The following is a 21,289-nucleotide window of genomic DNA, read 5'->3' on the forward strand; positions in this document are numbered from 1 at the left end:
GTCAGCCATGACCGACCACCCCGCCCTCCCCCCGGCGCGGATCGCTCCGCGTGCCCCCGAAGGACCCCGCCTGCGGCGCGACCACCGCCGCCGCAACGTCGTCATCGCCGGACTGGTGCTGGCCCTGATCGGGGCCGGCGGTTGGGCCGTCGCGCTGTCCCAGGGACCGCGCTCGGGCCAGGACCGCTACACCACGGTGCTGGCCGACCGCGGCGACGTCACCCAGCGCCTCACCGGCAGCGGCACCGTCACCCGGGTCGACCAGATGGCCGTGCGGTTCCCCGCCGCGGGCACCGTCACCGAGGTGCGCGCCGCCGTCGGCGACACCGTCGCGACGGGCGACGTGCTCGCCGTCCTCGACGACAACGGCCTGCGCGCCAAGGTGCTCCAGGCCCGGGCCGACAGGGACGCCGCGGCGCTCGCCCTGCAGCAGGCCAAGGAGGCCGGAACGTCCGCGCCGTCCGGGCGGGGGACGGCGGGCGCCCTGTCGGACGTCGGCACTTCTGCGCCTGCCGAATCCACCCAGCCCGCGCTGCCGCCGGTCCCCGCCGTCGAGGTCGACCTGGCTCCGGTCGGGTCCGTCCTCGCCGAGGCGGACGCCGCTGCCGCCGTCGTCGCCGCTCGTCAGGCCGACGTCGACGAGGCCCTGGCCGCGCTCGCCTCGGTGTGCCCCGTTCCCGCCGAGCCCACGCCCCGCACGTCCGCCACTGCGGAACCCACCACCCCGACCCCGACGCCCAGCGCGTCCGTCACACCGACACCAACTCCGACGCCCAGCGCCTCCGCCACTCCCGAGCCCACGGCCACGGCGACGCCGACCTTGAGCGCGACGCCCGAGCCGGAGGTTCCCCTCGATCCCGAGGAGTGCCGTGCAGCGCTGGAGTCCGTGGCGGAGGCGCAACGCGACCTCACCGAGGCGCAGGCCGCGGCGTCCGCCCTGAACCATCAGGGGTTGGCGCTCCTGGAAGCGGCGACGGCCGCGCTGGGGCAGGCCGGGGCCCAACTGCAGGCGTGGGCCGAGGCGGCGATGCGGTACGTCGCGTCCGCTCTGTCGCCGCAGCCGGCTCCGCCGACCGGTCCAGTGGCGCCACCGGCCGGAGTCCCGACGGACGACCCCGGCGGCACCCACAGCGGGGGCGGAGACCCGAGCCGGTCGAGCATCGTGTCCGCCGAGGTCTCGCTGGCGAAGGCGCGGCGGGCGTTGGCGTCCGCTGAGGACGACCTCGCGGCGGCCACCCTGAAGGCCCCGATGGACGGCGTCCTGTCGGCGCTGCCGTTCGTGGCCGGCCAACCGACGACCGAGTCGGCGAACGCCGTCGTGGCCTCACCGACCGGTGCGGTCACGGTGACGATGACGATCCCGGCGGCGTCGTTCCTGTCGGTGCGGCCCGGTCAGGCAGCGACACTGCGGGGTGCCGGCGGGGTCCAGGACTCGGCCGAGGTGCTGACCAAGGCGCTGGTACCGAACGACACCGGCTCCTACCCGGTCACGCTCGTCGCGCGCGGGCCCAACGCCGACCGGTTCGCGGCGGGCACGAAGGCCGACGTCGAGATCGAGGTCAGCAGCGCCACGGCCGTGGTCGTCGTGCCGCTGTCGGCGGTGACCCGGACGGGCACCGAGGGCACCGTCCGCGTGCTGGCCGGCCAGGACATCGTCGAGGTGCCGGTGAAGCTCGGCAGCGTCGGTGACTCCCACGCCGAGGTCGTCAGCGGGGTCGAACCCGGTGACCGCCTCGTCGTGGCCGACGCCACCAAGCCGTTGCCGAACCCGTTCGCCGCGGGCGGCCCCGGCCGCTGATCGTCAGCGGTCGAGACGGGTGACCCAGTACTCGGTGTCCGACGTCGGCGGGGTGTTGAACCGGGCGTTGGGCAGGTACAGCCCGTCGCCGTGCGCCGCGATGGTGGTCGGCACGTCGAAGTCCGCGCTGGTCTTCACGTCCGCGACCGTCCCGGCGGTGCCGGCTCGGTCGAGGTGGACGACGGCCACCTGGTTGAGCTGGTTCTGCACGACGTACAGGGTGCGTCCGACCAGCAGCATGCCGTCGCCGAACGGCAGGCCGGCCCCGCCCAGGTCGACGACGGTGGCGTCGCCGGTGTCCGGGTCGATCCGGTACAGCACTCCGGTGGCCGACTGCACCGCCAGCAGCGCCGACCCGTCGGGGGTCTGGGTGATCCCGTTCAGGTTGAAGCCCGCGACGTGCACGTACGCCCCACCCAGCGGGAGGTCGACGACCTGACTGGCGTCCGGCAGCGCGCCGTTCGGTGCCAGCGGGAGCCCGTACAGCCGCTCATTGCGGGAGTCCGTGAACCAGGCCATGTCGCGGGTCAGCACGACGTCGTTGATGAAGGCGACCTCGTCGGTCAGGTCGTACGTGGCCAGGACGTCGCCGGACCGGGAGTCGACCACCCGGGCGTCACCCGACGAACCGCCCGCGATGAAGAGCCTGCCGCGGTTGTCGGCCTTGAGGCCCACCGAGGGAGTGCCCGACCCCTCGCTGACGAGCTTACCCTCGCCGCTGACCAGATCGACCGCGTAGACGTCGCCGTCGGCGAGCGACCCGAAGAAGGCCGTCACCCCCCGGATGGCGATGCCCTCCGGGCGGAACCCGTCCGGCAGGGCGAGCCGATCCGGGAAGGCCTGGCGCGGGCCGGGCGCGGCCACCGCAGGGGTGGAAACTCCGGCGAGCAGGACGGAGGCCGCGAGCGCGGCGAGGGTGCGGACCAGTGGGCGGCGGAAGTGCATCGTGAGTCCCTTCCTCGAAGGGTTCGACGCTAACCGCGCCCGGTCGTGGTCGTCAATGGTCCCCGGCCAGGGCTCCTCAGGTCGTCGACGCGGCGTAGATGCTGGCGATGGAGGCGTCGAGCACGGCGTTGAACTCCTCGTCCGAGAGGTCCCGGTGCAGCCCCTCGGTCAAGGCCCGCGAGAAGCTCGCCGTCATGCCGTGTTGGCGGGCCAGGCGCTCGTTGGCCTCGGCGCGCGTGTAGCCACCCGACAGGGCGAACACGCGCAGCACCTTCGGGTGCTCGATCACGTCGCGGTACAGGTCGTCGGTCTCGGGGAGCGTGAGCTTGAGCATGACCACCTCGTCGTCGCCCAGCGCGTCCAACCCGGACAGGAGCGCGTCGTGGAGTTGCTCCTCGGCCTCGGCCTTCAGCGGGCTGTGGATGTCGACCTCCGGCTCCAGGATGGGCACGAGCCCGGCCGCGAAGATGTGGCGTCCGATGTCGAACTGCTGCGCGACGACGGCGGCCAGCCCGGCACCCGGCTCCTCGACCACGGAGCGCATCTTGGTGGCGAAGACACCCTGCTCCAGGGCTTGCGGCAACAGGACGTCCAGGTCGTCCATGGGCTTCATCAGACGGGCGCCCGACTCGTGCTCGGCCAGGCCCTTGTCGACCTTGAGGATCGGCACGATGCCCTTGACGTTCCACAGGTAGTCAGCGGTGGGGCGTCCGGCGACCTCCCGGCGGAGGGTGTCCTCGAAGAGGATGGCGCCCAGGATGCGGTCCCCGTCGAAGCTCGGGCTCATCATGATGCGCGAGCGCATCTCGTGGACGCGGTCGAACATCTCGGCGTCGTCGGCCCAGCTCTCGACGCCGTACAGCTTGAGCGCCTTCGGGGTGCTGCCGCCGCTCTGGTCGAGCGCAGCCACGAACCCCGGTGCATCCTTCATCTTGGTGAACATCTGCTCGTTCATGGCACCTCCCGGGACCACCGATCCGGGCGGTCGGCGGATCCGGACGCCCGGGTTTCACCTCCATTGTCACCCATCTCGCAAGGGCGCGAAGGCCCTCGGCTCACCCCAGCAACCCGGCCTCGCGGGCGCGGGCCACCGCGTCCCCACGCGACGTCGCGGCGAGCTTGGCGATGATGTTCGACACGTGCACGCTCGCGGTCTTGCGCGAGATGAACAGGCTCTGGGCGATGTCCCCGTTGCTCCGGCCATCGGCCAGCAGCGCCAGGACCTCGGCCTCGCGCGCGGTCAACTCGGACGCCCCGGCGTGCGCGCGCTGCCCCGCCGACGACGCCAGCGCGTCCACGTCGCCGGCGAGGGGCCGCGAGGGAAGGGCGTCCGCCGTCGTGCGGACGGCGTCCAGCAGGTCGCGCGCCTCGCGGGCGTCACCGGTGGCGAGCAGGACGCCGGCCAGCCTCAGCCGGACCCGGCCGAGTTCGTACACGTTCGCGTACGCCTCGAACAGCCGCACCGTCTCCCGCCACGCCGCCACCAGGGCCTCGGGTTGGACGGCGTCCCCGGCGCGCCAGGCGAACCGCAGGGCCTCGGCGGCCAGCCGTGCCCGCCAGGCCACGCCCTCGGGACCCTCGGCACCCTGGTCCGGCATGCTGGCGTCGCTGCGCCGGCGCCAGTGCGCCACCTCGTCGGCCGCGCGGACGCGCTCCGCCCGCGTGGCGGACGCCGCCGCGTCGGCCAGCAGCCCGACGGCCAACGCCGAGATCCGCACGTTGCAGTCGTCACCCGGACCCCACTGGCGATCGATCTCGGCGGCGAGTTCGCGGGCCAGCGCGACGCCTTCGCTGAACCGTCCGCGCCGGCCCAGGTACTCCATGCGGCCCTGCAGGGCGCGGAGGCCGACGAGCGCGTCCCGGTGCCACGCGACGCGCGAGTCCTCGTACAACGCTGCGGGTGGCTCGTCGTCCCGCACCGCCAGAACCTGGTACCGGGTGGCGCGGACGAGGGACGCCATGGGTTCGGGTTCCACCCCTTCAGGGAAGTCGAGGCGGCGCAGCGCATCGTCGAGGCGTCCGAGCTCGAAGCAGCACTGGGCGGCCAGCAGCCGGCACGAGGCCTCGAAGGGAGCCCACACGCGGCCGATCCGCAGGGCGAGGCGGGCCCCCTCGTCAAGGAACGGCAGGGCGGCCTCCAGGTTGCCCGCCCGCACGTCGAGGAGTCCGCGTCGCAGGAGGACCCGGACACGCGCCCGCTCCGGTGGTGAGTCCGCCAGGACCTGGTCGAGCTTCGCCCGCGTGGCTTCGGGGTCGCCGTCCAGCCCGCCCGCCAGGATCGCACGGAGGCTGGCGGCAGCCTCGTCCCGGCCGAGGTGCCGCGCCAGGGTCAGCGCCTCCTCGCCCACCGTGGCGCCGGCGTCCCACTCCCGCTGGTCGAGGAGCGCCTCGGTGAGGGCACGCAGCGCCTCGAGGCGGACCAGATCCGTCCGCCCCTCGGTGATCCGGACGGCCTCGCGGGCCGCCTCCACGAGGCTCCCGTCGAAGATGGAGTGACGGCCGTACTCGACGTAGGCGGCCAGCAGCCGGGCGCGACGCTCGCCGGGTGTGGCCAGCCCCGGGTGGGCCAGCCGGTCGGCGATGTGCTGGCCGGCCCGGCGTTCCTCCCCCGCGGCGAGGGCCGCGTCGGCCGCCAGCAGGACCAGCTCGTCCTGCGCGGGGTCGTCCTGTCCGAGCCAGCTCATCGCCGCCTCGAAGTGGGCGAGCGCCTCGCGCGGGCCTCCCATGCGCAGGGCCTCCTCGCCGGCCCGGCGGGACGCCTCGACCGCCGTCGCGAGGTCACCGCTCCCCGCGGCGTGCCGCGCCAGTTCGGCCGGCGGGTGCCCCGGTCGCTCCCCCAGCGCCATGGCGAGCGCGCGGTGCAGCCGGATGCGCTGGCCGGGGAGCAGCGACTCGCGGATCGCCTCCCCCAGGAGCGCGTGTCGGAAGGTGTAACCGGCCGACGACCCCGGCGTCAGGATCTTGTGTTCCACGGCCTCGGCGAGCGCGGCGTCCAGGGTCTCCTCCCCGAGTCCCGCCACGGCGGCGACGATGTCGTGGGACGCCTCCGACCCGGCCACGGCCACCACCTGCACCACGCGCTGGGCGTCCGGACCGAGCTGGTCGACCCGGGACCGCAGGACGACGCCGAGGCTCTCGGCGAGCAGGTCCGAATCGCTGGCCGCCAGTTCCTCGGCGAAGAACGGGTTGCCCTCGGCGCGGGAGACGACCTGGTCGATGCGGGCCCGGCTCGTCCCACCCCTGATCAGGGCCCGGATGGAGGCGTCCGGCATCGGGCCCACCTCGACCCGTGAGACCGCCGGCAGGCGCGTCCACACCGGAAGCGTGTCGTGCAGCGGGTGCCCGCGGTGGAGGTCGTCCGACCGGTAGCTGACCACCAGCCCCACGGGCGCTCGGAACCCACGCGTCAGCAGCACGGTGAGCAGGTCGCGGGTGCTGTGGTCGGCCCAGTGCACGTCCTCGACGACGGCCAGCACCGGGCGCTCGGACGCCGCCCGCGTCAGGCAGGCGTGGACGGCCTCCGCAAGCGCCTGCGCCGAGGAGGAGTCGGCAGGGCGCGGGGAGAGCCCGGGCAGGAGCTGGGCCAGCGCCGGGTGGGTGGCGACCTCGGCCTCGACGGGTTCGGGCAGTTCGACGTGGAGGCCGAGCATCAGCTCGGTGGCGGGCAGGTAGGGCATGGCGAAGCCCGACTGGCCGACGCAGTGGCCCACCGCCACCGCCCAGCCGCGGGCGCGGGCCTCGTCGGCGACGCGGCCCAGGACGCGGGTCTTGCCGATGCCCGCGTCCCCGGACACGACCGCGAGGCCGCCGGCGCCCGACTCGACGCCGACGGCGTCCAGCAAGCGGGCGACCTCATCGTCACGACCGATGAACGGTCTGGGTTCCATGACCTCGATTATGACCGCCACGGCGATGCTCAAGCCGCGCGTCGGTGCACCAATTGCTCGGCGGCCGCGCGGACGGCGGCCGACAGGATCTCCGTCGAGGTCCGGCGGAGCAGCCGCGGCGGGATCAGGCCACCCTCTTCGAGGCGGCGCACCTGCTCGTCGGTCATGGTCTTGGCATCGGGGGTCGGGAAGATGTTCATGCTGGGATGGTGCGTGCCTGAGGTAGGGCCCCGCATGGGGTGGATGTCCTATTTGTGCGCCCGTCCGTGTCGGCTACCTCAGTGGGACCCGAGCGACTGAGTGCGTAGGCTCGGGGGCATGACCTCCCAACCCGCAGCCAGCCGTCCGGACGCCAAGGAACTCGATCGCCTGCGGGCCTCCCTCGCCGCCGCGGGACGCATCACGATGACCCACGCCGAGGCGCTCGCGTGGAACCGGCACTGGTCGGAGGCGGACACCCAGATCCTGCAGCGTCACCTCGCGCGCGTCGGTGCGGTCCGCTTCAGCCGCACCGGCAATGGCGCCTACGTCCGGTGCGTCGACGCGCAGGACCGCGTCGTCATGATCATCGCCCCCGGTTACGTGACGTTCCCGAAGCCCTGGGTGAACGAGGAGTGCTCGCCGGACTGGCCCGGCATCGCGCTGTCCACGTTCGGTTTGCGGCCGTCCACCAGCGCGGCCGCGAAGCCGGCTCGGACGCCCCGGGCGTCCACCCGCGCGCCCCGCCAGCCCGCCGCCCAACGGACGCCGCCGCGCGCCGAGCCGACGCCCAAGTACTGCCCGCGGTGCTTCCTGGAACTCACGACCACCGGGCTGTGCGGCAACTGCGACTGACTGGTCCCCGCTCAGGGTGGGCCCACTGGGGATCGAACCCAGAACCCGCGGATTAAAAGTCCGCTGCTCTGCCAGTTGAGCTATAGGCCCCGCGACGGGTGAGTCTACCGCCGCCTAGGCTGGCGGCATGAACCCTCCGGCATGGGGCATCCCGGTCCTGCTGGTCCTCGGCGTGTTGGTCATCGGCCTGGGCTGGTGGTGGGACCGACGCCGCGCCAGGGAGGAGTCCGAGGGGTCCACGACGGAGGAGGACCTCCAGGCCCAGACCCCGAACGACGTCCTCCCTGACGCCGACCTGGCCGCGCTCCTGTCCTCGCGGGGCCCTGAACCGACCCTGCCCGGCGGGCTGGCGGACCGGGAGTTCCTGACCCACCCGCAGCGCGGGGTCGCCGCCGTCCGGAACCCCATCGTGGTCGTCACGGACGCCCCACTCGAGGACGAGCGGCTCATCCTGTCCCTCCTCGACTCCGCCCGGACGCGATCCCGGCCCCTCGTCCTGGTCGCCCCCGATTTCGGCTTCGGACTGCTCGGGACGCTGCGCGCCAACCACCGCACCGGTCGGGTGACCACCCTCCCGATCGAGCTGGCCGATCCCGACCTCCTCGCTCGGACGGCCGCGCTGTGCGGCACCGTCGTCGTCCCCGACGCCGACCTCCGGTCCGGCTGGCTGCCGGAGACGAGTCGCGGCTCCGCGTCGTCCTGGGTGGCCGACCTGGACGACTCCTGGGTCGAGGGTTGAGCCTGCCCACTCTCGACCTCGCCTTCAGGTTTCTCAGGGTTCCCCGTCAATCCGCTTGCCACGCCCGTGTTGGTCGGCATCTACTGACGCTTGCCGTCCAGCGCGTCCTCAGGGAACGTCCAGCGACGGACAGGACTCAGGAGGGGGACCCATGAAGCGTGCCGGCCGATTGACGAACGCGGTCGTGGGCGGCTGCGTCGCCCTCGCGATGCTGGGCACCACCGGACTGGTCATCGCGGGCGTCGCCAACGCCACGACGACCATGACCGCCACCACCTGGGTGAACATGCGGTCCGGCCCCGGCACCGCCAACGGCGTCATCGCCGTCCTGGCCCCGTCCGAGCCTGTCACCGCCTCCGGCAAGATCTCCGGAGGCTGGTACGAGGTCACCACCGCCAAGGGCGTGACCGGCTGGGTCTACAAGAACTACCTCAAGGCGACCGAGTCGGCGGCGCCAGCCGTGCCGCTGTCGACCGGCGGGGCCGCACCCACGGCGTCCGGCCAAGCCACGACGACGGCCGGTGTGAACGTGCGGACCGGCCCCGGAACGAGCTACGCCGCCGTCGGCGTGGCCCCCAAGGGTTCCACCCTCCCGACGACGGGGAAGACGTCGGGGGGGTGGACCGAGGTCATCTGGTCCGGGCAGGCCCGCTGGATCTCGAGCAACTACCTGACGACCGGCACCCCCACCGCGAGCAAGCCCGCGGGCCAGATACGGACGACGGCGAACCTGTACCTCCGCACCGGCGGCAGCACCGCCTACTCCTACACCGGGGTCCTGCCGGCCAACTCGGTCGTCGACACCACCGGACAGACGACCGCCGACTACACCGAGATCATCTGGTCCGGCCAGAACCGCTGGATCGCCACCCGCTACACCACGGCCGTCACGACGAGCGCGCCGACCCCGGCTCCGGCCCCCGTGGCCCAGGGCACGGTCCAGGTGAACGTCGGCGCGCTGTACGTCCGTGCCACCTCCGCATCGGACGGGCGGATCGTCGGCACCGTCTACCGCGGCGCCACGCTGCAGACCACGGGCGCCGAGGCGAACTCGCGCATCCAGGTGATCCACAACGGGGTCGCCGCCTGGGTCTACAAGCCGTACACGACCTCCGGCGCGCCGGCGCCCAGCGCGTCCGTGCCCCTGGCGAGCGGGGCGGTCTGGGTGAACGTCGGCTCCCTGTACGTCCGGGCGACGTCGTCCGCGAGCGGGACCGTGGTGGGCACCGTGTACCGCGGCACCAAGCTCCCCACCACCGGCACCGTGGAGGGCGACCGCCTGCAGGTGATCTTCAACGGCGCGGCCCGATGGGTCTACAAGCCCTACACCACGACCGTCGACCCCGGGACGTCCTCCCCCACGTCGTCCGCGCCGAACACCTCGGTCTCGCTGCCGGGGTACGACCGGCTGAACGGCAACGCGAAGACGGCCGTCCAGTACGTGCTCGACAACTACCCCCTGGTCCGGACCATCGGCGGCTACCGTCCCTCGAGCGACTACTCGTCCGACCACCCCAACGGCCGGGCGATCGACGTGATGATCTCCAACTGGTCCACGCAGTCGGGCCAGGACTACGGGTGGGCCATCGCGCGCTACTTCGCCGCCAACGCGCAGCGGTACAACGTCACCTACATCATCTGGCGCCAGCAGACCTTCAACGCGTCCTACCCCGAGCGCGGGTGGCGTCCGATGGAGGACCGTGGGTCGGCCACGGCCAACCACCTGGACCACGTGCACATCTCGTTCCGCGACTGAATCAAGGCTGAACCAAGCCTGGCGCGTGTGCATTTCCGGGACAGCATTTCCCCGAGGATCCTTGGGAAAATGCTGTCCCGGAAATGCATCTGAGCTCAGGGGCGCACCGGCTCCAGCGTCGTGGCGAAGGCATCAAGGGCCTCGTACGACAGGTCGCCGGACACGATCGTGACGGCGTCCTCGCCCCGGGCGACCAGCGAGCGCGTGCGCCCGTCCTCGGACACCATGCGCTGCCAGGTGCGGCCCAGCGCGTCCGAGCTGCCCTCGACCCGCCCGTTGCGCGTCACGACGCCGACGAACTGGTCGGGCGCCACGTCACGCTGGTCGACCGCGACATAGCGCTGCTCCGGGCTGAGGAAGCCGAGCTGGAGCGTGTCCCCGATGGCGGTGTCACCCCCGATCGCGCGGCTCCCGGTCGGGATGAAGCGGGCCCGCGTCGCGATCCAGCCCTCGGGCAGGTTCCCCGGGGCCAGCACCTCGTAGTCGGCCTCGGACGCCGCTTGGCGCACCACCGGCGCCCAGTCGATCGCCGTGACCGGCGGCGGGGGGTTGCGCGTGAACAGCATCGAGATCGCGATCACGGGGACGAACAGGACCGCCATGGCCACGAGCATGTGCAGGACCGTGGGGTTCGGGCGCTTCTTGGTGGTGGCCATGGGGGCCATTGTCCCATGCGTCAGAAGCTGATGTCCTCCAGCATGTCCGTGACGAGGGCCGCGATGGGCGAGCGCTCCGAGCGGGTCAGGGTGACGTGGCCGAACAGCGGGTTGCCCTTCAGCTTCTCCACGACCGCGGCGATCCCGTCGTGACGGCCGACGCGGAGGTTGTCGCGCTGGGCCACGTCATGGGTGAGGACGACCTTCGAGTTCTGCCCGATGCGGCTCAGCACCGTGAGCAGGACGTTGCGCTCCAGCGACTGGGCCTCGTCCACGATCACGAACGCGTTGTGCAGGCTCCGACCGCGGATGTGCGTCAGGGGCAGCACCTCGATGACCTCGCGGGCGACGATCTCGTCCATCACGTTCTTGTGGACGACCGACCCCAAGGTGTCGTAGACCGCCTGCCCCCAGGGCGACATCTTCTCGTGTTCGGTGCCGGGCAGGAACCCGAGCTCCTGGCCGCCCACGGCGTACAGCGGGCGGAACACGATCACCCTGTCGTGCTGCCGGCGCTCCATGACCGCCTCCAGGCCGGACGCCAGCGCCAGGGCCGACTTGCCGGTTCCGGCCCGTCCGCCGAGGCTGACGATGCCCACGGACGGGTCGAGGAGGAGGTCGAGGGCGACCCGCTGCTCGGCCGAACGCCCGTGCAGGCCGAAGGCGTCCCGGTCGGTCTTGATCAGGTGCAGCGACTTGTCCGGATGGACGCGGGCCAGCGCCGTCGAACCGCCGCCCTTCAGGACGACACCGGTGTGGACCGGCAGATCGACCGCCTCGACGACCGCCGTCACGCCGGTGTCGTACAGCTCGTCCATGGCCTCGGGGGTGAGGTCGAGGGAGCTCATGCCGGTCCAGCCGGAATCAGGGGGCATCTCGTGGCGGTACTCCTCCGCGGCGAGCCCCACGGCGGCGGCCTTGACGCGCAACGGCAGGTCCTTGGTCACGAGGACGACGTCGCGGCCCTCGTGGGCGAAGTTCACCGCGACGGCCAGGATGCGTGAGTCGTTGTCGCCCAGGCGGAAACCGGCCGGGAGGCGCTCCACATCGGTGTGGTTCAGCTCGACGTGGACGACCCCGCCCTGGTCGTTGACCTTGACCGGCGCGTCGAGGCGTCCGTAGGTGACGCGCAGGTCGTCCAGGAAGCGCAACGCCTTGCGGGCGAAGAAGCCCAGCTCGGGGTGGTGGCGCTTGCCCTCCAGCTCCGTGACGACCACCAGGGGCACGACCACCTGGTGCTCGGCGAAGTACATGAGGGCGTTCGGGTCGGACAGCAACACCGAGGTGTCGATGACGTACGTCCGCAGTGTGGCGGGGGCGCTCGTCGCGGTGCTGGTCCGGGCGTCGGCGGCGATGTCGGTCACGTCGGTCCTTTGCGTCAGGGCCGGATGACCACCACCCGGCCTGTCCGTGTGGTTCAGCCGAGGGCGTCCCGTGATCGGGGAAGGAGTCTCATCGGAATCCTCTCGAGGCCACCAGTCGGTGGTGTCCTGAGGCCGACAGTAAGCGTGACGTCGGCGGGATCAAGGCCGACACGGCGATGTTCAGCGAAAGTTCATCCACGGTGCCCCAGGAGCGCGAGGTCGGCGAGGTGGGTCAGCGCCTTGGCAGAATGCGGGCCATGAACCACGAGATCCGGCCGGTGGCGTTCGCGCGCACCGACTTCCCCGCGAAGTTCGGCATCCCGCGCCAGGCCGGGTTGGTGCCCGAGTTGCGCGCCCGGATCGTGTTCGTCCCCGAGTTCCGCACTCCCGACGCCGTGCGCGGCCTCGAGGGGTTCTCCCATGTCTGGCTGGTCTGGGGGTTCTCGGCCGTCGTGCGCGAGGGGTGGTCGCCGGTCGTCCGGCCGCCGCGGTTGGGGGGTGGCACCCGGGTCGGGGTGTTCGCGTCGCGGTCTCCGTTCCGCCCCAACGGATTGGGCCTGTCGTCCGTGCGGCTGCTCGCGATCGAGTCCGACGCCGCGGGCGCCCCGGAACTCGTCGTCGGCGGCGCGGACCTCATGGACGGCACGCCGATCTACGACATCAAGCCCTACGTCGCCGCGGACTGCCACCCGGATGCGCGCTTGGGCTTCACGGCGACCAACGCGGACTACGAGCTCGACGTGGACCTTCCTCCTGCACTCGCCACGCAGGTGCCCCCTGACAAGCGGGAGGCCCTGCTCGGCATCCTGGCCCAGGACCCGCGTCCGGCCCACCAGCGCGACCCTGAGCGGGTCCACGGGGTGACGTTTGCCGGCCTCAACGTCCGGTTCCGGGTCGCCGACGGAGTGCTTCACGTCGTCGAGGTGATGGCGATCGACCAGTGAGTGGGCACTCACTTGGGCGGCTCCGCTCAGTGCCTTGGAGCGACCCGCCCCGAGTGGACGATCACCATCACCGAAGCACCGTTCCTTGGTCCTGACAAAGCGGTGCGGTCCCTAGGCTGGACCCATGCCCCTGCACCAGCGCTTCCGTCCCGCTGTCTCCCCGTTGTCGGACCCCGGCCAGGTGCTGGTCGGGCCCACCTGGCGCATCACCATCCTCACCGAGCGCCTGCTGCGCCTGGAGTGGTCCGACGACGGCCAGTTCGAGGACCGCCCCACCCAGGTGGTGTGGAACCGTGAGTTCCCACCGGTCCCCTTCGAGCTCGCCCGCGACGGGGACGCCCTGCAGCTCACCACGCGCGGCCTGCACCTCACCTGGGACGGGCAGCGCTTCTCCGCCGGCGGCCTCCAAGTCCGGCAACCGGGCGTTGCCGACTGGCGCAGCGTCTGGCACTTCGGCGATCCCGAGGTCGTCCAGGAGCGCGAGGCCGGCTGGCACGTCGGCAACCTGGGCGGCACGGCCCGGACCCTCGACGAGGCGGACGGCGCGGTCCCGCTCGAGAAGGGCCTGATCAGCGCCTTCGGGTACGCCACCTGGGATGACAGCGCCTCGTTGGCCCTCGACGAGGACGGCTGGCCGACCCCGCGCATCGGCGACGTGGACCTCTACCTCTTCGTCCACGGGTACGACGCCCCGGGGGTGCTGCGCGACTTCCACGCGCTGACCGGCCCGACGCCCCTGCTCCCCCGCTGGGCCCTGGGCAACTGGTGGTCGCGGTACCACGCCTACACCTCCGAGGAGTACCTCGCCCTCATGGACCGCTTCGACCGGGAGGGCCTGCCGTTCTCCGTCGCCGTCCTCGACATGGACTGGCACTGGGTCGACGTCGACGCGCGCCACGGTTCCGGCTGGACCGGCTTCTCGTGGAACACCAACCTCATCCCCGACCCGGTGGCCCTGCTCGCCGACCTCCACGAACGCGGCCTGACGGTCTCGGTCAACCTGCACCCGGCGGACGGCGTCCGCTCGTTCGAGGACGCCTACGCGGACCTCGCCGAGCGCCTGGGCCTCGACCCGGCGGCGGGCGACCCAATCCCGTTCGACGTGACGAGCCCCGACTTCATGGAGGCCTACTTCGACGAGGTCCTCCACCCCCTGGAGGAGCAGGGCGTCGACTTCTGGTGGGTCGACTGGCAGCAGGGCGGCTCGTCCTCGATCCCGGGGCTGGACCCGCTGTGGCTGCTCAACCACCTGCACTTCCTCGACTCCGCCCGCGAGGGGAAGCGTCCGGTCACCTTGAGCCGCTACGCCGGCCCGGGGTCGCACCGCTACCCCATCGGCTTCTCGGGCGACACGGTCACCTCGTGGGAGTCGCTGCACTTCCAGCCGTGGTTCACGGCGACCGCCGCCAACATCGGCTACGGCTGGTGGAGCCACGACATCGGCGGGCACATGTTCGGCGAGCGCGACGACGAGATGGTCGCGCGGTGGTTCCAGTTGGGCACGTGGTCCCCCATCAATCGCCTGCACTCGACGTCGTCGCCGTTCCAGGGCAAGGAGCCGTGGAACTTCGGTCCCCAGGCGGCGGCCGTCATGGCGGAGTCGCTCCGCCTCCGGCACCGGCTCGTCCCGTGGCTCTACACGATGAACGAACGGGCGCATCGGCTGTCCGAGCCGCTCGTCCGGCCGCTCTACCACCTGGACCCGCGCCCGGAGACTGCCCTCCGGGGCTCTGGGGGGTTCCTGTTCGGCACCGGCCTGCTCGTCGCCCCGCTCACCACGCCGGCCGACCGTCGGACGCGGCGGGCGTCCGTCACCACGTGGCTGCCGGAGGGGACCTGGCACGACTGGTACTCCGGGCTGCGCTACACCGGCGGACGGTTCGTGACGCTGCGGCGTCCGCTCGAGACGTACCCGGTGCTGGCGAGGTCGGGGACGATCGTGCCGCTGGTGGACGGCGACGACCTGTCGGTCGCCAACCCGGGCGCCCTGCACGTCCGGGTCTTCGCCGGGGCGGACGGCGAGTTCGTCCTCTACGAGGACGACGATGCGGTCGAGCCGAGGTCGTGCACCACTCGCCTGACCTGGGACGAGGCCGGGGGCCTGTTCACCGTCGACCCCATCGTGGGGGACGCGTCGGCGATCCCGGCGACGCGCCGCTACCGGGTGTCGGTGACGGGCCTGGCCCCGTCGGACACCCTCTCCTCGGATCAGACCGTCACGTACGACCACGCGACCGGGACGGTGACGGTCGACCTGGGCGAGGTCGACGCCTCCACGGGGGCGACGTTCCACTTCTCCTCGTCACCCGGCACATCCTCCCAGCGCATCGAGGACCGCCTGTTCGCGATCATCCACGACCTGCAGGTGGGCTACATCGACAAGCACACGCTGTGGGCGTTCCTGGCGTCGACGCCGGGGACCCTCGCCCGCGTGGCCGGCGTGGCGTCCCTCCCGATCGCCCAGGACATCAAGGACGTCATCTCGGAGGTCCTGCTCGCCGAGGTTGACGAGCAGCGGGGTCACCGCCCGTAGCGACGCTCCCGGGAGGCGTAGTCGCGCAGGGCGCGCAGGAAGTCCACGCGGCGGAAGTCCGGCCACAGCGCCTCGCAGAAGTAGAACTCCGAGTGCGCCGACTGCCACATCAGGAACCCCGACAGCCGCTGCTCGCCGGAGGTCCGGATGATGAGGTCGGGGTCCGGATCGCCGGCGGTGTAGAGGTGCTGGGAGATGTCGTCGATCTCGAGGCGCTGGGCGACGTCCTCGAGGGTGGCGCCGTGGGTGGCCTCCTGGGCCAGCAGCTTGCGGACGGCGTCGCGGAGCTCATGGCGTCCGCCGTACGCGATGGCGACGTTGACCTGGAGCCCGGTCACGGACGCCGTGTCGAACTCCGCGGCGCGCAGCGCGTCCGTCATGGTCTCGGGCAGCAGGGTCGGGTCACCGACGAGCTTGAGCCGCCACCGTCCGGTCTCGGCCAGTTCAACGAAGAGGTGCTCGATGACGTCGAGCAGCGGGCGGACGTCGTCCTCGTTGCGGGCCAGGTTCTCGGTCGAGAGCACCCACAGGGTCACGACGCCGATCCCGACCTCGTCGCACCACTCGACGAACTGCTTCAGCTTGTCCGCACCCGCCTGGTAGCCGACCTCGTAAGGCTGCCCGGGAGCGTTCAGGCGTGCCCACCGGCGGTTGCCGTCCGCGAGCACGGCCACGTGGCGCGGCAGCCTCGTGCGGTCGATCTCGGCCAGCAGGCGCTGCTCGTACGTCGAGTACAGCAGGCTCGCCGGGTGCAACCGATCAACGAGTTCACGTGCTCGTTCACCCCAGGACATGCTCGCAGCCTAACGCCGACGATCACCGCGGGACGGCGTTGCGGAGCGGCTGCCCCGCCCGCAGGCGCGTGATGTTGTCGTTCAGGAGCTCGTTCGACCCGTGGGCCCGACCGCCCGCCATGTGCGGGACGATGATGGTGTTCGGCGCGTCCCACAGGGGGCCGTCTGCGGGGTAGGGCTCGGGCGTGACGACGTCCAGACCCGCACCACCCAGCTCACCGGCGTGCAGGGACGCGATGAGGGCGTCCTGGTCGACCGTCGTGCCGCGGCCCACGTTGATCACCCACGCGCGCTCGGGCAGCAGGGCGATCCGATCGGCGTCGAGGGCCTTGTCGGTGGAGGGATCGGTCGGCAGGACCATGACCAGGATGTCCGTCTCGGGGAGCAACGTCGGGAGGTCGGCGTCGGTGAAGACCTCGAAGCCCGCCCGTTCACCCGCCGAGTTCGCCACACCCCGGACGCGGCCGCCGACGGCCGCGAAGTTGCGCGCGACCTGCTGTCCGATGGCGCCGAACCCCCAGACCAGGACGTTGGCGTCGACCACCGAGCCGACCTTGCCCGCCGGGTGCAGGGGACGCCACGACCCGAACTCGTCGTGCGCCCAGCGGCGTTCGCGCTGGGCGTCCTGCAGGGCGGGGAACCGCAGGATGCCCGCCAGGGCCAGCGCGAGAGCCGTCTCGGCGACCGTCCGGTCGTGCAGGCCGCCCCCGTTGGTGATGACCACGTCGGGGCGGAACCCTGCCGCGAGCACGCCGTCGGGGCCGGACGCCATCGTCTGCACCCACCGCAGGTTGGACGCCTCGCGCGCGAGTTGGGCCACGGCCGGGGACGTCCACCCCTGGACGATCGCGGCGTCGGCGTCCAGGTGCTCAGCGGGGACGGGATCGTCCTCGCCGAACGGGACCACCACCACATCGGCAGGGGGCTCGAACTCGAAGGGGACGTCGGTGGTGGCGAGGATCTTCACCCACTCACCCTAGGGGCCGTGCGGGCCGCGGAGCTTGCGTGTCCGGAGCCACCGAACTACCCTAACCTACGTGACCGTAAGTTACGCTTCGTCAAGTAAGGGCACGGGCATGCAGACCATCGTCCCCAAGCCGCGCCTGCGGGGGTGGTTCCACCTCGGCATGGCACCGGTCGTCCAAATCCTCGGGCTGGCGCTCATCGTCGCCGCCGATTCCTGGGTCGCGCGGTTGGGCATCGCGATCTACCTCGTGGGCGCCACCCTGCTGTTCGGCACGTCGGCCCTCTACCACCGAGGCACCTGGACCGAGCGGGTCGGCGGGGTCCTGCGGCGGATGGACCACGCCAACATCTTCATCTTCATCGCCGGCACGTACACGCCGCTGGCCCTGCTCCTGCTCGAGGGGACGAGCCGGGTCGTGCTCCTGGCGCTCGCTTGGGGCATCGCCGCCGCCGGCATCGCCTTCAAGCTGGGCTGGATGAACGCGCCCCGGTGGCTGTACACCGGCCTCTACGTGGCGATGGGTTGGGTCGCCGTCGGCTGGCTCGTCCCGTTCTGGAACGCGGGCGGCCCGCTCGTCGTGAGCCTCATCATCGTCGGCGGCCTCATCTACACCGCGGGCGCGGTCGTGTACGCCCGGAAGCGCCCCGACCCCGCCCCAGCCTGGTTCGGGTACCACGAGATCTTCCACGTGGCGACGGTCGTGGCCGCCCTGTGCCACTTCGCCGCGATCGCGATCGTCACGCTGCGCTGACGTCGTCCGCGGTCGGGCCTGAACTGCCCCGCGGCCTCAGGCCCGCGACCAGAGCGCCGCGCGCAGTTCCTGCACGGTGGACGCCGGCGGGAACTTCACCTCGGCACGCCGGACGCGGACGACCTGGTCGAACGGGACGACCTCGTGCTCGTCGTACTCGTCGCCCTCACCCGCCACCTCGGACACCTGGCCCGAACCGCCCACGCGGGCGTGGGTCAGCTTGGCGGGCCCCGAGGCGCCGGCCGTCGGGGACGCATCCGAGGCAGCCGCCTCGAACCACGACCCGAACCCGGTCCCCGGACGTCCGGACACCACGACCGTGCCCACCGGTGCCATGCGCCACGCGGCGCGTGCGGCCTCGTTGAGCGGGTCGCCCGACTCGTCGAGCACCACCGCGACGGCGGGGCGCAGGCCCTTGCGGGCCTCGTCCGCCACCAGGAGGTCGGTCAACGCGGCGGACGCGTGGCGCGGTCCGGCCGCGACCGTCCCCCACGTGGTCTTCGCCGCGGCGTCCGCACGGGTCACGAAGTCGGTCCGCTCTGCGAGCAGCCCCACCGTGCGCAGCGCCGTGACCAGGGTCATCGTCCCGGACGGCGTCGGGTTGTCCTGCACGTCACGAGGACGGGAGAAGAGCCCGTCGCCGGCGGCGTCGAAGAAGCCGCCGTCCTCAGCGCCGAAGAGCCCGACGGCCTCGTCCAGCAACGCGACGGCCCGGTCGAGCCACACCGACTCCCCCAGCACGCCGGCCAGCAACCCGTAGGCCTGGGCCATGGCGCCGAAGTCCTCGGCGACGGCGGGCGCCGTGCCCGCGTGCCCGTCCAACGACGTCCGGACGAACCCCCCGTCCGTGCGGTGCACCGCCCACACGTACTCGGCGGCCCGGACGGCCAGGTCGAGCCACGACCGCTCGCCGAACACCAGGGACGCCCACAGCAGGGACTCGATCATCCAACCGTTCCAGGACGCGACGACCTTGCCGTCGCGCGGCGGCGCGAACCGGTTCTGGCGCACCGCCAGCAGCCGCTCGGTCACCGACTCCAGGCGGGCGACGTCCGGCGCTCCCCGCAACTGCAGGGTCGACAGGCCGTGCTCGAAGCTGCCGTCCTTGGTGACGTGGAACACCGAGGACGCCCAGTCCGCGTCCTCACCCAGCGCGTCCGCCAACAGCTCGGGGTTCCACGCGTAGTAGATGCCCTCGTGGGCCATGCCGCGGATGTCGGCGGAGTCGGCGTCCAGCGATGCGGCGAAGCCGCCGCCCTCGACCACCATCTCGCGCTCGACCCACCCGACGACGCCCCGGACCACGCGCTCGAACAGCCAACGCAGGCCGGTCTCGTGCTGGGGCGTCCGGCGCCAGCCACGCACATAGGAGCCGAGCAGCAGCGCGTTGTCGTACAGCATCTTCTCGAAGTGGGGAACGACCCAGCCGGCGTCGACGGCGTAGCGGTGGAAGCCCCCACCCACCTGGTCGTGGATGCCGCCCCGGGCCATCGCCTCCAGCGTCCGCTGTGCGAGGTCGAGCGTGCCGGCCTCGCCCTTGACCAGCAGGGCGTCCACCAGCAGCGGCGACGGGAACTTCGGCGCGCCGCCGAACCCGCCGTGCAGCAGGTCGAAGTCGGCGCTCACCTCGTCCAGCACCTCCCACACCCCGGGCGGGGCGGACGCGCTGGGCAGCGCATTGATCTGCGCGAGCTGCTCCACGATGTTGGACGCCGACGCCACGACCTCGTCCTCGCGGTCGCGCCAGGCCTCACCAAGAGCGCCGACGACCTGGGAGAAGGACGGCAGCCCTCGGCTCGGCTCCGGCGGGTAATAGGTGCCCGCGAAGAACGGCTTGCCGTCCGGCGTGGCGAAGACGGTCATCGGCCAGCCGCCCTGCCCGGTGAGGGCCTGGGTGGCGCGCATGTACACCGCGTCCACGTCGGGGCGCTCCTCGCGGTCGACCTTGATCGCGACGAAGTGCTCATTGACCAGCGCGGCCGCCTCGGGATCCTCGAAGGACTCGTGCGCCATCACGTGGCACCAGTGGCAGGCGGAGTAGCCCACCGAGATCAGCACGGGCACGTGGCGCCGGCGGGCTTCGGCGAAGGCCTCCGGACCCCACGGCCACCAGTCGACCGGGTTGGTCGCGTGCTGGAGCAGGTACGGACTGGTCTGGTCGGCGAGGTGGTTCGCCATCAGTTCTCGGGCTGGTCGTCGGGGTTCAGGGACCGGTCTTCGATGCGCGGGGCGTGGATGTCGACGCCCTCGTCATCGGAGAACCGCGCGGCCCGCTTGAGGTGCCGCCGCATGCTGAACCACAGCAGCAGGAGGGCGAGCAGCAGCACGACGGCGGCGCCCAACGGCGCCCAGCTCGGCGCCAGATCGCGCCCTAGATCGAGTAGAACCACGTGTCCAGCCTATCCGCCGCGTGGGTCTCCACCCCCGCGAAGAGGTCGTCCTCGGGCAGCGTCGTCGCGACCCGCGACTTCACGAGCTGGTAGTCCTCGGTCGGCCAGGCCTTCTGCTGGATCGACAGGGGCACCGCGAACCAGAAGCCGTCGGGGTCCACCTGGGTGGCGTGCGCCCGCAGGGCCTCGTCGCGGACGGGGTAGTACTCGGCGCACGGGACGAACGTGGTCAGCCGCTCCGCCTGGCTCGGGTCCTCCGGCCAGTCCGCCAGGCGTTCCCGGTACGGCGACTCCATCCCGTGCTCGTGCATGGCGGCGTCCAGCGCGACGGCCCGCTCGCGGTGGAAGGTCATGTGGTAGTAGAGCTTGGCCACCGGCCAGGGCGCGCCGTGGACGTCGGCGTCCGGGTCGGCCGCGAGGTCGACGGCGCGCATCGTGACGCGGTGGGTCTGGATGTGGTCGGGGTGCGGGTAGCCGCCGTTCTCGTCGTAGGTCGTGACCACGTGGGGCCGGAACTCCCGGATGATCGCGGCGAGATCCGCCCCGGCGGAGTCCACAGCGGCGAGCGCGAAACAGCCCTCGGGCAGCGGCGGCAGCGGGTCGCCCTGCGGCAGGCCCGAGTCCATGTAGCCGAGCCACCGCTGCTCCACACCGAGGATTTCGCGAGCGCGCTCCATCTCGGCGACGCGTAGCGCCGCGATGCCGGCCCAGTTCTCGGGAGTGTCCAGGCGCGGGTTGAGGATGTCGCCGCGCTCCCCGCCCGTGCACGTCACCACGAGCACCTGGACCCCCTCGGCCACGTACTTGGCGACCGTGGCGGCACCCTTGCTGGATTCGTCGTCGGGGTGCGCATGCACCGCCATCAGGCGCAACGGCTCGCCGGATGAGTCCACGCGCGTCTGGGGAAAGTCGGCCATGGCGGCCATTGAAC

18 protein-coding genes and 1 tRNA gene are annotated in these 21,289 nt (G+C 72.1%); 7 read left to right on the forward strand and 12 right to left on the reverse strand.

The window, feature by feature from the left end; translation table 11 throughout:
• The first annotated feature begins 7 nt into the window (after positions 1-7).
• Positions 8-1,798, forward strand: a complete 1,791-nt coding sequence (locus AC5YDV_RS02460; RefSeq protein ID WP_496181975.1) for an efflux RND transporter periplasmic adaptor subunit — start codon at positions 8-10, stop codon at positions 1,796-1,798.
• Between the two features lie 3 nt (positions 1,799-1,801).
• On the opposite strand, the gene AC5YDV_RS02465 is transcribed toward AC5YDV_RS02460, so the two are convergent.
• The 4 genes from AC5YDV_RS02465 to AC5YDV_RS02480 all read right to left on the reverse strand — a co-directional run bounded on the left by AC5YDV_RS02465 (position 1,802) and on the right by AC5YDV_RS02480 (position 6,830).
• Positions 1,802-2,743 (reverse strand): NHL repeat-containing protein, encoded by a 942-nt coding sequence (locus tag AC5YDV_RS02465; RefSeq protein WP_496181974.1) that lies wholly within the window; start codon positions 2,741-2,743, stop codon positions 1,802-1,804.
• 76 nt (positions 2,744-2,819) lie between these two features.
• The gene (locus tag AC5YDV_RS02470; RefSeq protein ID WP_496181973.1) at positions 2,820-3,698 is read right to left on the reverse strand and encodes a fructose bisphosphate aldolase; all 879 of its coding nucleotides are present in this window, start codon (positions 3,696-3,698) and stop codon (positions 2,820-2,822) included.
• 100 nt (positions 3,699-3,798) lie between these two features.
• Positions 3,799-6,630 carry a helix-turn-helix transcriptional regulator gene (locus tag AC5YDV_RS02475; protein ID WP_496181972.1) on the reverse strand — a complete coding sequence of 944 codons (2,832 nt, stop codon included), beginning with the start codon at positions 6,628-6,630 and terminating at the stop codon, positions 3,799-3,801.
• 29 nt (positions 6,631-6,659) lie between these two features.
• On the reverse strand, positions 6,660-6,830 hold the full coding sequence (locus tag AC5YDV_RS02480; protein ID WP_496181971.1) for a hypothetical protein: 171 nt from the start codon (positions 6,828-6,830) through the stop codon (positions 6,660-6,662).
• Between the two features lie 118 nt (positions 6,831-6,948).
• Here AC5YDV_RS02480 and AC5YDV_RS02485 point away from each other — a divergent pair, with 118 nt between their 5' ends.
• Entirely contained in the window at positions 6,949-7,464 is a 516-nt protein-coding gene (locus AC5YDV_RS02485; protein WP_496181970.1) for a hypothetical protein, read from the forward strand.
• A gap of 17 nt (positions 7,465-7,481) precedes the next feature.
• Here AC5YDV_RS02485 and AC5YDV_RS02490 read toward each other — a convergent pair.
• Positions 7,482-7,554: transfer RNA gene (locus tag AC5YDV_RS02490), tRNA-Lys, on the reverse strand.
• Between the two features lie 37 nt (positions 7,555-7,591).
• Between AC5YDV_RS02490 and AC5YDV_RS02495 the strand changes: the two genes are divergently transcribed.
• Both AC5YDV_RS02495 and AC5YDV_RS02500 read left to right on the forward strand, forming a co-directional pair.
• On the forward strand, positions 7,592-8,203 hold the full coding sequence (locus AC5YDV_RS02495; RefSeq protein WP_496181969.1) for a hypothetical protein: 612 nt from the start codon (positions 7,592-7,594) through the stop codon (positions 8,201-8,203).
• Between the two features lie 151 nt (positions 8,204-8,354).
• Positions 8,355-9,959 carry an SH3 domain-containing protein gene (locus AC5YDV_RS02500; RefSeq protein WP_496181968.1) on the forward strand — a complete coding sequence of 535 codons (1,605 nt, stop codon included), beginning with the start codon at positions 8,355-8,357 and terminating at the stop codon, positions 9,957-9,959.
• 95 nt (positions 9,960-10,054) lie between these two features.
• Here AC5YDV_RS02500 and AC5YDV_RS02505 read toward each other — a convergent pair whose 3' ends face one another.
• Together AC5YDV_RS02505 and phoH2 are read right to left on the reverse strand one after the other, a co-directional pair.
• Positions 10,055-10,615 carry a DUF4245 domain-containing protein gene (locus AC5YDV_RS02505; protein WP_496181967.1) on the reverse strand — a complete coding sequence of 187 codons (561 nt, stop codon included), beginning with the start codon at positions 10,613-10,615 and terminating at the stop codon, positions 10,055-10,057.
• 20 nt (positions 10,616-10,635) lie between these two features.
• Positions 10,636-11,979: an RNA 5'-3' helicase PhoH2 gene (gene phoH2 / locus AC5YDV_RS02510; RefSeq protein WP_496181966.1), complete on the reverse strand. Its 1,344-nt coding sequence runs from the start codon at positions 11,977-11,979 to the stop codon at positions 10,636-10,638.
• 257 nt (positions 11,980-12,236) lie between these two features.
• Between phoH2 and tsaA the strand changes: the two genes are divergently transcribed.
• The gene (gene tsaA, locus AC5YDV_RS02515) at positions 12,237-12,923 is read left to right on the forward strand and encodes a tRNA (N6-threonylcarbamoyladenosine(37)-N6)-methyltransferase TrmO (protein WP_496181965.1); all 687 of its coding nucleotides are present in this window, start codon (positions 12,237-12,239) and stop codon (positions 12,921-12,923) included.
• Positions 12,924-13,047: 124 nt separating this feature from the next.
• The gene (locus tag AC5YDV_RS02520; RefSeq protein ID WP_496181964.1) at positions 13,048-15,456 is read left to right on the forward strand and encodes a glycoside hydrolase family 31 protein; all 2,409 of its coding nucleotides are present in this window, start codon (positions 13,048-13,050) and stop codon (positions 15,454-15,456) included.
• On the opposite strand, the gene AC5YDV_RS02525 is transcribed toward AC5YDV_RS02520, so the two are convergent.
• The gene (locus AC5YDV_RS02525; protein ID WP_496181963.1) at positions 15,444-16,250 is read right to left on the reverse strand and encodes an isoprenyl transferase; all 807 of its coding nucleotides are present in this window, start codon (positions 16,248-16,250) and stop codon (positions 15,444-15,446) included. The two genes, AC5YDV_RS02520 and AC5YDV_RS02525, sit on opposite strands and share 13 nt — an antisense overlap.
• A 22-nt stretch (positions 16,251-16,272) precedes the next feature.
• On the reverse strand, positions 16,273-17,217 hold the full coding sequence (locus AC5YDV_RS02530; RefSeq protein WP_496181962.1) for an NAD(P)-dependent oxidoreductase: 945 nt from the start codon (positions 17,215-17,217) through the stop codon (positions 16,273-16,275).
• A 109-nt stretch (positions 17,218-17,326) separates the two neighbouring features.
• Between AC5YDV_RS02530 and trhA the strand changes: the two genes are divergently transcribed.
• Entirely contained in the window at positions 17,327-17,968 is a 642-nt protein-coding gene (gene trhA / locus AC5YDV_RS02535) for a PAQR family membrane homeostasis protein TrhA (RefSeq protein WP_496181961.1), read from the forward strand.
• A 36-nt stretch (positions 17,969-18,004) separates the two neighbouring features.
• On the opposite strand, the gene AC5YDV_RS02540 is transcribed toward trhA, so the two are convergent.
• Genes AC5YDV_RS02540 through mca form a run of 3 tightly spaced genes read right to left on the reverse strand, consistent with a single transcriptional unit; the run spans position 18,005 to position 21,275 of the window.
• Complete coding sequence (locus AC5YDV_RS02540; RefSeq protein WP_496181960.1) at positions 18,005-20,146, reverse strand: thioredoxin domain-containing protein; 2,142 nt, start codon at positions 20,144-20,146, stop codon at positions 18,005-18,007.
• Positions 20,146-20,358 carry a hypothetical protein gene (locus AC5YDV_RS02545; RefSeq protein ID WP_496181959.1) on the reverse strand — a complete coding sequence of 71 codons (213 nt, stop codon included), beginning with the start codon at positions 20,356-20,358 and terminating at the stop codon, positions 20,146-20,148. The genes AC5YDV_RS02540 and AC5YDV_RS02545 overlap by 1 nt, the downstream gene beginning before the upstream one ends.
• Positions 20,340-21,275 (reverse strand): mycothiol conjugate amidase Mca, encoded by a 936-nt coding sequence (gene mca, locus AC5YDV_RS02550; protein WP_496181958.1) that lies wholly within the window; start codon positions 21,273-21,275, stop codon positions 20,340-20,342. The genes AC5YDV_RS02545 and mca overlap by 19 nt, the downstream gene beginning before the upstream one ends.
• Positions 21,276-21,289: the final 14 nt, after the last annotated feature.

It is taken from the genome of Propioniciclava sp. LT432 (assembly GCF_059515965.1).

Excerpts from the sequence above, each read along its gene's own strand:
- AC5YDV_RS02540 (WP_496181960.1), bottom strand. The coding sequence starts at position 20,146 with ATGGCGAACCACCTCGCCGACCAGACCAGTCCGTACCTGCTCCAGCAC.
- AC5YDV_RS02460 (WP_496181975.1), top strand. The coding sequence starts at position 8 with ATGACCGACCACCCCGCCCTCCCCCCGGCGCGGATCGCTCCGCGTGCC.
- AC5YDV_RS02500 (WP_496181968.1), top strand. The coding sequence starts at position 8,355 with ATGAAGCGTGCCGGCCGATTGACGAACGCGGTCGTGGGCGGCTGCGTC.
- AC5YDV_RS02480 (WP_496181971.1), bottom strand. The coding sequence starts at position 6,830 with ATGAACATCTTCCCGACCCCCGATGCCAAGACCATGACCGACGAGCAG.
- AC5YDV_RS02525 (WP_496181963.1), bottom strand. The coding sequence starts at position 16,250 with ATGTCCTGGGGTGAACGAGCACGTGAACTCGTTGATCGGTTGCACCCG.
- AC5YDV_RS02470 (WP_496181973.1), bottom strand. The coding sequence starts at position 3,698 with ATGAACGAGCAGATGTTCACCAAGATGAAGGATGCACCGGGGTTCGTG.
- trhA (WP_496181961.1), top strand. The coding sequence starts at position 17,327 with ATGCAGACCATCGTCCCCAAGCCGCGCCTGCGGGGGTGGTTCCACCTC.
- AC5YDV_RS02475 (WP_496181972.1), bottom strand. The coding sequence starts at position 6,630 with ATGGAACCCAGACCGTTCATCGGTCGTGACGATGAGGTCGCCCGCTTG.
- mca (WP_496181958.1), bottom strand. The coding sequence starts at position 21,275 with ATGGCCGACTTTCCCCAGACGCGCGTGGACTCATCCGGCGAGCCGTTG.
- AC5YDV_RS02520 (WP_496181964.1), top strand. The coding sequence starts at position 13,048 with ATGCCCCTGCACCAGCGCTTCCGTCCCGCTGTCTCCCCGTTGTCGGAC.
- AC5YDV_RS02485 (WP_496181970.1), top strand. The coding sequence starts at position 6,949 with ATGACCTCCCAACCCGCAGCCAGCCGTCCGGACGCCAAGGAACTCGAT.
- AC5YDV_RS02495 (WP_496181969.1), top strand. The coding sequence starts at position 7,592 with ATGAACCCTCCGGCATGGGGCATCCCGGTCCTGCTGGTCCTCGGCGTG.
- AC5YDV_RS02465 (WP_496181974.1), bottom strand. The coding sequence starts at position 2,743 with ATGCACTTCCGCCGCCCACTGGTCCGCACCCTCGCCGCGCTCGCGGCC.
- tsaA (WP_496181965.1), top strand. The coding sequence starts at position 12,237 with ATGAACCACGAGATCCGGCCGGTGGCGTTCGCGCGCACCGACTTCCCC.
- AC5YDV_RS02505 (WP_496181967.1), bottom strand. The coding sequence starts at position 10,615 with ATGGCCACCACCAAGAAGCGCCCGAACCCCACGGTCCTGCACATGCTC.